Source organism: Gardnerella sp. C0684A1, from assembly GCF_055326835.1.
In genome coordinates, this window is record NZ_JBLTSX010000005.1 from 137,273 (window position 1) to 150,242 (window position 12,970).

10 protein-coding genes are annotated in these 12,970 nt (G+C 44.4%); 8 read left to right on the forward strand and 2 right to left on the reverse strand.

The window, feature by feature from the left end:
* From guaB to ACNEUN_RS05715, 5 genes are all read left to right on the forward strand, one after another.
* Window positions 1-1,545 (forward strand): IMP dehydrogenase, encoded by a 1,545-nt coding sequence (guaB, locus tag ACNEUN_RS05695; protein ID WP_463631421.1) that lies wholly within the window; start codon window positions 1-3, stop codon window positions 1,543-1,545.
* A gap of 218 nt (window positions 1,546-1,763) precedes the next feature.
* The gene (locus ACNEUN_RS05700) at window positions 1,764-2,072 is read left to right on the forward strand and encodes a type II toxin-antitoxin system RelB/DinJ family antitoxin (RefSeq protein WP_116438502.1); all 309 of its coding nucleotides are present in this window, start codon (window positions 1,764-1,766) and stop codon (window positions 2,070-2,072) included.
* Between the two features lie 87 nt (window positions 2,073-2,159).
* On the forward strand, window positions 2,160-2,867 hold the full coding sequence (gene orn / locus ACNEUN_RS05705; RefSeq protein ID WP_463631423.1) for an oligoribonuclease: 708 nt from the start codon (window positions 2,160-2,162) through the stop codon (window positions 2,865-2,867).
* Window positions 2,868-2,906: 39 nt separating this feature from the next.
* Complete coding sequence (locus tag ACNEUN_RS05710) at window positions 2,907-4,364, forward strand: PIF1 family DEAD/DEAH box helicase (protein WP_463631424.1); 1,458 nt, start codon at window positions 2,907-2,909, stop codon at window positions 4,362-4,364.
* A 93-nt stretch (window positions 4,365-4,457) separates the two neighbouring features.
* Window positions 4,458-6,290: a proline--tRNA ligase gene (locus tag ACNEUN_RS05715; RefSeq protein WP_463631425.1), complete on the forward strand. Its 1,833-nt coding sequence runs from the start codon at window positions 4,458-4,460 to the stop codon at window positions 6,288-6,290.
* Window positions 6,291-6,511: 221 nt separating this feature from the next.
* Here the strand turns inward: ACNEUN_RS05715 and ACNEUN_RS05720 are convergent, their stop codons facing one another.
* Window positions 6,512-6,997 carry a single-stranded DNA-binding protein gene (locus ACNEUN_RS05720; protein WP_463631426.1) on the reverse strand — a complete coding sequence of 162 codons (486 nt, stop codon included), beginning with the start codon at window positions 6,995-6,997 and terminating at the stop codon, window positions 6,512-6,514.
* Window positions 6,998-7,386: 389 nt separating this feature from the next.
* Between ACNEUN_RS05720 and ACNEUN_RS05725 the strand changes: the two genes are divergently transcribed.
* Window positions 7,387-8,595 carry a spore germination YkwD domain-containing protein gene (locus tag ACNEUN_RS05725; RefSeq protein ID WP_463631428.1) on the forward strand — a complete coding sequence of 403 codons (1,209 nt, stop codon included), beginning with the start codon at window positions 7,387-7,389 and terminating at the stop codon, window positions 8,593-8,595.
* Between the two features lie 129 nt (window positions 8,596-8,724).
* On the opposite strand, the gene ACNEUN_RS05730 is transcribed toward ACNEUN_RS05725, so the two are convergent.
* On the reverse strand, window positions 8,725-10,863 hold the full coding sequence (locus tag ACNEUN_RS05730) for a M13 family metallopeptidase (RefSeq protein WP_427877302.1): 2,139 nt from the start codon (window positions 10,861-10,863) through the stop codon (window positions 8,725-8,727).
* 102 nt (window positions 10,864-10,965) lie between these two features.
* On the opposite strand from ACNEUN_RS05730, the gene map reads away from it, so the two are divergent.
* Entirely contained in the window at window positions 10,966-11,739 is a 774-nt protein-coding gene (gene map, locus ACNEUN_RS05735) for a type I methionyl aminopeptidase (protein ID WP_427877300.1), read from the forward strand.
* An 85-nt stretch (window positions 11,740-11,824) separates the two neighbouring features.
* Window positions 11,825-12,970, forward strand: coding sequence for a peptide chain release factor 2 (gene prfB, locus ACNEUN_RS05740; protein WP_427877298.1), 1,146 nt, complete (start codon window positions 11,825-11,827; stop codon window positions 12,968-12,970).

Consider the following 12,970-nt stretch of genomic DNA (forward strand, 5'->3'; position numbering starts at 1 on the left):
ATGGCTACAACTGATATTAACACGGAATCCGTGTATGCCCCTGTTCCTCCAGTTTTTGCGAAGCTAGGTCTCGCTTATGACGACGTTCTGTTGCTTCCAAATGAAACTGATGTTATTCCGTCCGAAGTGGATACTTCCACTCGTCTGACTCGCGAAATTACCATGAAAGTGCCGACTATTTCGGCAGCTATGGATACTGTTACCGAGTCCGATATGGCAATTGCTATGGCGCGTAACGGTGGTATTGGCGTACTTCACCGCAATCTTTCTATTGATGATCAAGCTGCGCAAGTTGATATTGTTAAGCGCAGTGAATCCGGTATGATTACCGACCCGCTTACTGTTCACCCAGATGCTACGCTCGCCGATTTAGATAAATTGTGCGGGCGTTTCCATATTTCTGGCTTGCCGGTAGTAGATAGCGAAAATCGTTTAGTTGGTATTATTACCAACCGCGACATGCGTTTCATCGCTTCCGAAGATTACGACCGTTTGAAGGTTAAGGATGTAATGACGCGTGAAAATCTCGTCACCGGTCCTTCTGATATTTCTAAGGATGATGCTCACCGCTTGCTTGCGGATAACAAGATTGAAAAGTTGCCTCTGGTTGACGCTGAAGGTAAGCTTACGGGTTTGATTACTGTTAAGGACTTTGTTAAGACCGAGCAGTATCCGGATGCTACTAAGGATGATCAGGGTCGTTTGCGTGTGGCTGCTGGCATTGGTTTCCTTGGTGATGCTTGGCAGCGTGCGTGCGCTCTTATGGAAGCTGGAGTTGACGTGCTTGTGGTTGATACCGCAAACGGCGAGGCTCGTTTGGCTCTCGACATGATTCGTCGCATTAAGGCAGATAAGGCTTTCGACGGCGTGCAAATTATTGGCGGAAATATTGCAACTCGCCAAGGCGCTCAAGCTATGATTGACGCTGGCGTTGACGCTGTAAAGGTTGGCGTTGGTCCAGGCTCTATTTGCACTACGCGCGTGGTTGCTGGCGTTGGTGTGCCTCAGCTTACTGCAGTTTATGACGCGGCTCAGGCTTGCAAGGCTGCCGGTATTCCATGCATCGCAGATGGTGGTATTCACTATTCTGGCGATATTGCTAAGGCTTTAGTTGCAGGCGCGGACACAGTTATGCTCGGCGGCACTTTGGCTGGCTGCGAGGAAGCTCCTGGTGAGAAGGTTTTGCTTCACGGCAAGCAGTATAAGCTTTATCGTGGCATGGGCTCGCTTGGCGCAATGGCTCCTCGAGGTAAGAAGTCTTATTCGAAGGATCGTTACTTCCAGGCTGACGTTACCAGCTCCGATAAGGTGGTTCCAGAAGGCGTTGAAGGTGAAGTGCCATATCGCGGTCCACTTAACGCCGTGCTTTACCAGTTGCTCGGCGGTTTGCACCAGTCCATGTTCTACGTTGGTGCGCACAATATTAAGGAAATGCAGGAGCGTGGCCGCTTTATTCGCATTACGGATGCAGGTCTTCGCGAATCTCATCCTCACGATATTGTGATGACTGCAGAAGCGCCAAACTACAGCGGTTTCCACAACTAAGTCGCGTATAAGTTGAGAGTTACGTAAATTGCGCGTATAAGTCGCGTATAAGTCGCAACTAATTTTGCATTAAACGGCGAAAAGTTACGCAAGTTATCTACAGCTTGCATGCTTTTCGTCGTTTTTGTTTGTTTAAACATTATGATTGCTGTTGTATGTATATTGTATTACAATAGCAATTTAATAAAAATAAAAATCATTAGAAAGTGTGTATAAAATTGTCTGCAATATTGGTTAGCGATAGCGTCAAAAGTAAATATGCTGAAAATACGCATCAAGCAACTGTGAGTTTTCGCACAGATTCTAGAGTTAAAGAGGAAGCAAAAAAATTATTTTCTTCAATGGGAATGGATTTGTCGACTGCGATTAATGTCTTTTTAAGACAGTCAATTGTTGATCAGGCTATGCCTTTTTTGATTACTCGTGAAAGCCGTGAAAGTGTTGAAGCTCGTCGTCAAGCTGAAGCTCATGATGGAAAATCATTTAATAACACAGATGACCTTATGCAGGATTTATTAGATGCTTAAATCAGTATTTCGTACAACTCGATTCAAAGTCGTCTCTACGAAGATGTAGGCTGATTGGTTCGAAAAAATATTAGGAAAGGAACGAAAATGGCTGAAGCTAAGGAAGATCTTACGTTTACGCCTGAGGAATCGCGCTTAATTTGGATTGATTGCGAGATGACGGGTCTTGATATTTTCCACGACGAATTATGCGAAGTATCTGTAGTTCCAACCGACTTTAATCTGAAAGTTTTAGACGACGGAATTGATTTAGTGATTAAGCCGAGCGAAGCTGCTGTGGCTCATATGAACGATTTTGTACGCAATATGCACACTTCTTCCGGACTCGTTGATGAGTGGAATAAGAACGGTTTGACTTTGGAAGAAGCGCAAAAGCAGGTAGTTGAGTACGTAAAGCGCTTCCTGCCGGCTCGCGGAAAAGCTCATCTTGCTGGGAACTCCGTCGGTTCCGACAAAAAGTTCCTCGACCGTTACATGCCAGATTTAATGGCAAATCTGCACTATCGTGTAATCGACGTAAGTACGTTGAAGGAAATTTCGCGCAGACTTTACCCGGACGTTTACCGCAATAAGCCGGCAAAACACGGCGGCCACCGTGCGCTCGCGGATATTATTGAGTCGATTGACGAGCTTCGTTACTATCGTGATATGATGTTCGTTCCAGCGCCAGGCCCAAGCGAGGCTCAAGCAAAAGCTGGTGCGCAGCATATTGAGAGCACGAGCTTGCTTCGCGACTACGAGCGTCGCGGAGAAGCGCTAGAAGACGTAAATTCCGCAGAAAAGCGCGACTACTAAACTTACTAAACGCAATAGCGCAAATAAAGGGTACTGCCAATGAAGCAATCCGAAGCCTTAACCATAATCGACGCTGGCGCTAGCGCGTTCATTACTGGCGCTCCGGGTGCAGGTAAAACCTACGTATTAAACGCTGCTATTCGCGAAATGCGAAAAAACGGTTTAAGTGTGGCTGTAACTGCTTCTACTGGTATTGCTGCAACGCATTTGAACGGTCAAACCATTCACTCGTGGAGCGGAGTTGGAGTTTCAAACGCGCTTACGGATACGCTTCTTAAAACTATTCGATCTAGGCGAGGGAAGCGCATAAAAGCCACGGACGTGCTCGTTCTGGACGAAGTTTCAATGATTCACGCTTGGCTTTTTGACATGGTTGATGAAGTGTGCCGGAAGGTGCGCAAAAACTCTGCTCCCTTCGGCGGGCTTCAAGTAGTTATTTCAGGCGACTTCTTCCAGCTGCCGCCTGTAAGCACTTCTATGCGAAATCGCGATGTGTTCGAGCCGAGTCAGGAGTTTATTGCGTCGCGCGAAAAGTATGCTGCTGCCGGCAAAAATCCAGAAGGCTATATTACGGAATCTTTTGCCTGGGATGCTTTAAAGCCGACTGTGTGCTACTTAACTGAGCAGCATCGTCAAGATGACGGAAAGTTGCTTGAAGTTTTGACGAATATTCGCAGCGGATGCGTAAGTGACGAAGATAAGCAAGTGTTGGCCAGCCGGCTTGGTGAGTATCCGCAAGACGATGAAGTTGCAGTGCATCTTTTCCCTACTAACGCGCAGGCGGACGGATTAAATAATATGCAGCTTGCGGCAATTGATGCTGAGCCTCACGAATTTGTGGCAACGGAAGCCGGGCCTAAAAATCTTGTTGAGCGTTTAAAGAAGAATATGCTCGCTCCGGAGCGTTTAGTTTTGAAGGCCGGAGCTGCTGTGATGGCGTTGCGAAACGACCAGGAAAAGCAGTATGTGAACGGCTCTGTTGGTCGAATTTTGCGTTTTGCGCCTGAATCTAAAGGTGGATGGCCGATTGTTGAGTTTGAAAATGGAAATATTGTAACTCTTAAGCCGGCTGCTTGGGAAATGACTGACGGTGAGACTGTGCTTGCTAGTGTGAATCAAGTGCCGCTTCGGTGCGCGTGGGGAATTACGATTCATAAGTCGCAAGGCATGACGCTCGATGCTGCGGTAATGGATTTGCGTAGAACTTTCGCTCCAGGAATGGGATATGTGGCGCTTTCTCGCGTGGAAAATCTGGGTGGGCTTTATTTGGAAGGTATTAACGATCGCGCGTTTAGTGTTTCGGCGGATGCTGTACTGTTAGATGGATCTTTGCGTGAGGCTTCAAAGCGTGCGAGTGAGTTGCTTGCTAGCGACGGTGCTTCTGCGTTTGTTGCTAAAAACACAGACGGTGATTCTGCAAATCAGCAAGAGTTTGACATTTTTGGTGCTGTCAATTACGCAGATAATGAAGAGTTTTCCTTCGATAACGAATTTTAGCTGAAAATTGAGTAGCTGAAAATTACGTATTGTGAGTTTGTTTAGTAACGTAAACAAGTGTTTATGTCCTCATGCGCAAATAGATTGGAACGCATGAATTCCAATGTACTTCGTATGTCTCAGTTATTCCTTCGTACGCTGCGCGAGGATCCAGCAGACGCGGACGTGACTTCCGCAAAACTTATGCAGCGCGCAGGCTATATTCGTAAATCTGCCCCAGGTGTGTGGACTTGGTTGCCGCTTGGACTCAAGGTTTTAAACAAGGTTCAGGCGATTATTCGCGAAGAGATCAACGGTATCGGTGCGCAGGAGGTCCACTTCCCAGCGCTTCTTCCGCGCGAGCCTTATGAGGCTACAAACCGTTGGGAAGAATATGGCGATAACATTTTCCGCCTTAAGGATCGTCATGAGGCTGACTATCTTCTTGCTCCAACGCACGAAGAAGTTTTTACATTGCTTGTTAAGGATATGTATTCTTCTTACAAGGATTTGCCGGTTACTTTGTATCAGATTCAAACGAAGTATCGCGACGAATTCCGTCCTCGCGCAGGTCTTATCCGCGGCCGCGAGTTTATTATGCAGGATGCTTATTCGTTCTCGATTGACGAAGATGGTTTGAAGTCTGCTTATGTTGAAGAGCGTGCTGCTTACGCTCGAATTTTCGACCGTTTAGGCATTAAATACGTGATTGTTCACGCTGTTTCCGGCCCTATGGGTGGCTCCGATTCTGAGGAATTCTTGGCTCCAATGCCAATTGGTGAAGATACTTTTGCGCTCGCTCCTTCTGGAAAAGCTTGGAATGTTGAGGCTCTTACCACTCCAGAAATTGCGGATGTTGACTACTCAGCAACTCCTGCTGCAGAAGCTCTCGAAACTCCAGATGCTAAGACAATTGAGGCTTTGGTCAAGGTTTCCAACGATTTGCATCCGCGTAAAGATGGCAGCGAATGGCAAGCGTCCGATACTTTGAAGAACTTGATTATTGCTGTTAAGCATCCAGCTGACGCTGAGGGCGGAGAGCATGAGGAGCCATGGCGCGAAATCGTTGCTATTGGTATTCCAGGTGATCGCCAAGTAGATATGAAGCGTCTTGAAGCTCAGTTTGCTCCTGCAGAAATTGAGGAGGCAACTGAGGATGATTTGAAGGCTCATCCTGAGTTTGTTAAGGGCTACATTGGCTTTAGCGTATTAGGTCCTCAAGCTCGCAAAGATGGTAGTGGAATTGAAAATCCTGTCCGCTACTTGATGGATGCTCACGTTGCAAAGGGTAGCGCCTGGATTACAGGAGCTGACGAAGACGGAAAGCATGTTTATAACGCTGTTTATGGACGCGATTTTGAGGCTGATGGTGTTGTTGAAGCAGCTCAGGTTCGCGACGGCGATATGAGCCCAGATGGTTCCGGTCCATTGAGTTTCGAGCGCGGTGTGGAAATCGGCCAGGTGTTCCAGCTTGGCTTAAAGTATTCTAAGGCTTTGGGCTTAAGCGTTCTTAATGAAAACGGTAAAGCTGTACCAGTTTGGATGGGCTGCTACGGTATTGGCGTTAGCCGTGTGATTGCATGCTTGGCAGAAACGCATCACGACGACGCTGGTCTTGCATGGCCAATGGCAATTGCTCCAGCTCAAGTTCACGTTGTTGCTACTGGCAAGGATCAGGTTGCTTTCGATGCTGCTGAAAAGGTTGTTGAAGAGCTTAGTAAGCAGGGAATCGAAGTAATCTTCGACGATCGTCCAAAGGTTTCTCCAGGCGTAAAGTTCAAGGATGCTGAGCTTATTGGCGTGCCTCTGATTGCAGTTGCCGGTCGCGATACTGTGAACAATGGAACGATTGAAATCCGCGATCGCAACGGTTCAAACGTTGAAGCAGTTCCAGTTGATGCTGCTGCTAGCCGCATTGCTGAGCGCGTAAACGCTTTGCTTGCGTAATGTTTTGCTTGCGTAACGTTCTGCTTGCGTAAGTGCTTATAAATTAAAACTTGCCGCCAGGAATTTTGCTATTTTCGTATCGTAACGCGTATTGATACTACTAATAGCATTGTTCTTGGCGGCAAATTAAAAAAATAAGTGGAAATAACAAAATAACAAAATAATAAAATAATAAAATAATAAAATATAAAATTATAAATTTTATATTTTATTTTACAAAATTACATATCCACATCACCTCCAAAATCTTCATAATTTTCGTCATCTTCATAATTCTCATGTTTAGCTTGTGAGTTATCGCTGCTTGCGCTACTTGTGTCACTCGAGTTACTTGTGTTGTTTGTTGAGTGTTTCACAAATTTAGTAGTGCCGCGATTCAAATCATGTCCAATTACGGAAGCTTCTAAAATTACTCTATTGTGGTCGTTTCCGTCCTTGCTCCACGTTTCAGTATTTAGATTTCCGCATACTACTATTGCGTCACCTTTATGTACGCTACGTAATACGTTGTTAGCAAGCCCACGATAGGCTTTAACGGTCATCCATGTAGTAGGTTTATTACGCCACTGTTGTTCGCTTGCTAAGTAGTACGATGGTGTGCATGCAATTCTAAGTGAGCAGGCTGGCGGATTATTGCTGTGTCCAAAACTAATTGGTTCAGCTCCTACATATCCGCTTATAGTCACAGTGGACTGTTGTTGTACCATAATATGTCCTTTCACGTTTGGACTGCGGTTATTTCAGCCCCGAAATACAGAGCCATCGTAGTCCCTGAGCATCGCAGCTACTAGGAAATACCGCAGTGATAACAACTATGAACTTTTCGCAATGATTATGCTATAAAAATCTTTCATTGTGGATACAGCCTAGGTTTTATTCACAATGCTTATAAACTATTGACAAAATTAATAAAAAAGGATATTTAATCGCAAATTTTGTTATTTGAAAATATGCGTAGATTGATATACTTAGCGAAGGTAGTTTTTGTTTTTACAGACATACGTAAGTAAAACTTAAGTTCACTTATTGTTGATCTTTTATGAATCAAAAATTACTAGAAAGTAGTTGTAAATCGCTTATGGAGAGGACTACGTTTATGTGGCATAAGATGCATAAGTTTTCTGCAAAGAAGTGCCTAACAGTTGCAGCATCCGCTATCGCATGTGTAGCAATGATTATACCTACTGCAGGTTCTGCTAACGCTTCGTTTACTGTAGAAAATAATAGTGTTGCAAATGTAAACACTAATTGGCAAATTAAAAATCCGCAGCTTGCAAGCTATATTTTAAATGAAATTCGTAATTTGCGTTCAAAGTATTATGAAGATGGTACCACTCTTATGAATGGTATGCCTCTTGCTGATTATGTCTATTCTAAGGGTCTTAATAAGGAACAGTACATAAACGGTATTCGTTATGATCGTGCTAATGAAGAGGATGCTTATCGTCGTGTAGCAGAGACTATTGCGCATGGCAAAGTTGGACATTTTGCTGCAGATGGTGTAAGTGATCCAAATTATGAAGGCCGTAAGGCTTGGGGTGAAAACCTTGCTTGGGGCCAATCTGCTGAAGAAGCAATGAACGATTGGAGCGCCAATGAGGAAAAAGCATTACATGACGCCAATGGTGTTGCAAATATTGACAACGCTCATCTTTATCAGATTTTGAATCCAGAGAATATTTCCTTCGGATATGGTGAAGGAGCAGGTACTTCTTACGGAAGTGTGTGCGCTTTAACTTTGTCAACCCAGGTTGGCGATACAGATTATCCACAGAGTGGATCTACACCAAAACGTCTTGATTTTGCTTGGATTGTTCGCGATAACGATATTGCCGTTGGTGCAAATGCTTACACCGACAAGCAGCTTGAGTATCGCTGGCTTTCATATAATTTGAAAACTAACGAGTGGGCTACTATTTCTGATTGGAGCACAGGAAACTGGTCTTCTTGGGTAACCAATCCTGGTGATTATTGGCTTCATTGCGAAGTTCGTGATCCTTCAACCGGTCAGGTTATCTTAGAAAAGACAATTGCTTTCCATTACATGGTTAATAATAGCACTGTTGTTTCTGGAACTTATGCTGCATGGCAGGGTAATCATGTTCTTCTTGGTGCTGTGACTAATAATCCTAAAGGTTATACTAAGATTAAGATCTACGATTACAACGCTAAGCAGTGGGTTGCAAGTTTTGATGGACCGTGGGCATCTTGGTATCCACACCCAGGAATTTACTGGACGCATTTTGAAGCTTACGATCAGAATAACAACTTGACTGATACGAAGACCTACGCTTTCGGAGTGTGAAATCTGATAATCTAATTAATAAGATTATTTAAAAAGCCTGCTTGCGTTATTAAACGTTTGCAGGCTTTTTGTTTACTTGTTTGTTTACTTATGTGTTATATGCGCAAGACAAGCAAACGCACTATTGCTTTACCAAATGTGTACGCGCTCAGCAGGGTCGAGCCACATTTCGTCGCCTTCTTTAACATCGAACGCATCGTAGAACAAGTCTACATTTCGAGCAATGCCGTTAGTGCGGCATTCTGCAGGGGAGTGCGGGTCGATTTGAAGTAGCTGCTCCGCAATCTCGTTACGAGCTTTAGAACGCCATACGAGAGAGTAGCTTAAGAAGAATCGCTGCAAAGCAGTGAAGCCATCTACTTTAGGAGCGTTCAGCAAAGTTTCGCGAATAGCAGCGTCACTTCCGTCGACTTCTAGTCCATTGTTCTTTTGTAATGCGAAAGCATAGGCTTTAAGCGCAATAGTTACGCCGCTTAAATCGCCAATATTTTCGCCGATTGTTAAAGCGCCGTTTACGTGAGGCATTGCATTGCGCTCTTCTTTGCTCTTTAAGTGAGAGTATTTAACAATCAGCTGCGTTGGTGTAAAAGCATTGTATTGTTCAATAAGCTTTTTAGTGCGCTCAGCAAAGTTGGTTTTGTCTTCCTCAGTCCACCAATTGTTAAGAACGCCGTCGCCGTCGTATTCGCAACCTTGATCGTCAAAACCGTGGCCGATTTCGTGTCCGATTACTGCGCCAATAGCGCCATAATTTGCCGCATCTGGAGCGCTCGGATTAAAGAATGGTGGTTGCAAAATCGCAGCTGGGAACACAATTACGTTCAGCAGCGGATCGTAGTAAGCGTTAACAGTTTGCGGAGTCATCTGCCATTCTTCGCGATCCACAGGATTTCCAGCTTTTGCAGTATTCCTACCAAAGCCAAATCGAGAAACTTCGCGCATATTCTCAACTAAACCAGCATCTTCCTTAATATTTAGAGCAGAGTAGTCAACCCAATGGTTTGTGTAACCAATATTTGGCTCAAACTTGCTAAGCTTTTCCAAAGCCTTCGCTTTAGTTTCTTCGCCAAGCCAGCTGCTGTGTGAAATAGACTCGCGGTAAGCGTTAATAAGATTGTCAACTAAGCCTTGCATATACTTTTTAGAAGATTCAGGGAAATGCAAGCGAACATATTCGCGGCCAACTTCTTCTCCACAAGCATCGTCAACTACTCCTACTGCTCGCTTCCAACGGTCGCGTGGCTTGGTGGCTCCAGAAAGCACTTTGCCGTAGAAGTCGAATCGCGCTTGTGCAAAATCTTCACTTAACATGCTTGCCCAAGACAAAATCACGTGCACGCGTGCCCAAAGCTTTAGATCTTCTAAGTCGGCTTCCTGCCAAATCTTATTCAATCCTTCTATAAAGCTTGGCTCGTGAACTACTACTTTGATAAAAGCTTCACGAAGATTGATTGGCTGAAGCTTTGCTTCTTCGCAATTATCGTAAGCTTTTTGAGCAGAATCTAAGAAAGCGTCAAGATTCAGCGCTTCAAGTGTTTTTGCCAAATCTGCATAATTGTAAGGATTATAAGTTTTTTGAGAATCGCGAGTTGCAACATTATCCCAGTGCTTGCTTGCGATTTGTGTTTCAACATTCAAGAAACGCTCGGCTTGCGCTTGTGTAGTAGCGGCATCTCCGTAACCAGCTAAGCGCAGCAATGAGGCTACCATTTTTACATATTCAGCGCGAATTGGAGCGTAATTATCTTCGCGATAGTATGCTTCGTCAGGCAAACCCAATCCAGACTGCTCAATATGCATAATATTCGTTTTAGGATCCTTAGGATCTCCATAAACACCAAAATAAAACATTGCATCCGGACCGCCGTATGGATTAAGCGTGCCGAGAGTACGAACTAAATCTTCCTTGCTACTAGCCTCGTCAACAGCGTCTAAATCGCTTTTAATTGGCGTGATTCCAGCTTTTTCAATAGCTGCAGTATCCAAATAGTTGCGATATAAGATTCGCGACTTTTTAGCTGGGCAATCTTCGCTTTCTAAAATATCTCGAATTTGCGTCTCTGCATCTTCTGCAAGCTTGTGGAACGCACCAAACATTGGTTTGTCTTCTGGAAGAGTGTAAGTGTCAATCCAAGGGCCGTTCACGTAACGGAATAAATCATCTTGTGGTCGAGTAACCGACGAGAAGGAGGCAGGATCAAAATTTACAGGAGAAATTTCGTTCTGCGATTCCTTATTATCTTTATTAATTTCATTGTTGTTAGACATGAGATTAGCTTACAAGTATTAAGCGACACTATTAGTTAGTATTTTTGCCATATTTTCGCTATATTTTGCGATATTTTCGTGCCTGCGCGTTAGTCTTAAAGCATGATTGAACTTAAAACTCCAGCTGAAATTGAAGCGATGAAGCCTGCAGGTCGCTTCGTAGGTAGTATTCTTAAAGATTTGAAAGCAATGACAAAAGTTGGAACGAATCTCCTCGAAATTGATGACTTCGTTCGCCAGCGCATTATGAGCCGTAAAGGTGCGTCTTCTTGCTATGTTGATTACGCTCCTGATTTTGGTACTGGTCCTTTTGCGCACTATATTTGCACTTCTGTAAACGATGCTGTTCTTCACGGAGTTCCTTTTGATTACAATCTTAAAGACGGTGATTTGTTAACTCTTGATTTGGCAATTAACGTCGATGGCTGGGTTGGAGATTCTGCTATTAGTTTCGTGGTTGGAAAGAATGCGGATCCTGAGGATTTGCGCTTGATTAAGTGCACTGAGGAAGCTTTGGAGGCTGGTATAAATATGGCTCAGCCTGGAAACCGTCTTGGGGATATTTCTGCTGCTGTTGGTTGCGTTGCTCACGAGTATGGTTATAGCGTAAACCTTGAGTTTGGTGGCCACGGAGTCGGTCATATTATGCATGGCGATCCGCACGTTCCTAACGATGGCACTGCTCATCACGGCTACAAGCTTCGCCCAGGTTTGGTTATTGCTATTGAGCCGTGGTTCTTAAAGACTACTGACGAGATTTACCAGGATCCTAAGGACGGTTGGACTCTTCGTTCTGCTGATGGTTCTCGCGGTGCACACACTGAGCATACGATTGCAATCACTGAGAATGGTCCGGAAATTTTGACTGTACGCTAAACTTATATAGTAAAAAGTTTATTTGGTAATAGTTTTGCGAATAGTGATTGCGTAAGACAAGTATATAAAGAGGAACTTTAAGTAAATGGCGGAATTTGATTTTGCCCAAGCGTTAAATGATGTTGAAGCAAAGTATTCTTCGATTGCTAAAGCTTTAGACGTTGATTCGTTGAAGTCCACTATTGCTGATTTAGAAAAGCAGGCTGCAGAGCCTGGGCTTTGGGATGATTCTGAGCATGCTCAGCAGGTTACGAGTAAGCTTTCGGCAGCTCAGTCTCAATTGAAGCGTTTACAAGCTGTTGAGCAGCGCATTGAAGACACTAAGACTTTAATTGAACTTGGTGAAGAAGAAGGCGATGCTGATTCAATGAGTGAGGCTCAAGAAGAGCTTGGAAGTATTGCTCACGAGTTGGATGATATGGAAGTTCAGACTCTTCTTGACGGCGAGTATGACGCTCGTTCTGCAGTTGTTACGATTCGCTCTGGTGCGGGTGGCGTGGATGCTGCTGATTTTGCTCAAATGTTGCTTCGTATGTACTTGCGTTGGGCTGAGCGAAATGGCTACAAAACTAAGATGATGGACACATCTTATGCAGAAGAAGCTGGTATTAAATCCGCTACTTTCCAAGTGGATGCTCCTTACGCGTATGGTCGTCTTTCTGTAGAAGGCGGAACTCACAGAATGGTTCGTATTTCGCCGTTCGACAATCAAGGCCGTCGCCAAACTGGTTTTAGTGCTGTTGAAGTAATTCCTCTTGTTGAAGCTACGGATCATATTGATATTCCAGATTCAGATATTCGCGTAGATACTTTCCAGGCTTCAGGACCAGGAGGCCAGGGCGTTAATACTACATATTCTGCTGTGCGCATTACGCATTTGCCAACCGGCTTGGTTGTTTCTATGCAAGATGAGCGAAGCCAGATTCAAAACCGTGCTGCTGCAATGGCAGTTTTGCAGTCACGTTTGCTTGTTCTTAAGCATCAAGAGGAAGCCGCAAAAAAGAAGGAGCTTGCTGGAGATATTAAGGCAAGTTGGGGAGATCAGATGCGCTCCTACGTGCTTCACCCTTATCAGATGGTAAAGGATTTGCGTACTGGCTACGAAACTTCACAAACTCAAGCTGTTTTTGACGGCGATATTGACGGTTTTATTGAAGCTGGTATCCGTTGGCGTCACGAGCAGCGAGTTGAAGCGCAACGTGAGGCAGAAAAAGAATCGCAAGAGTCTTAA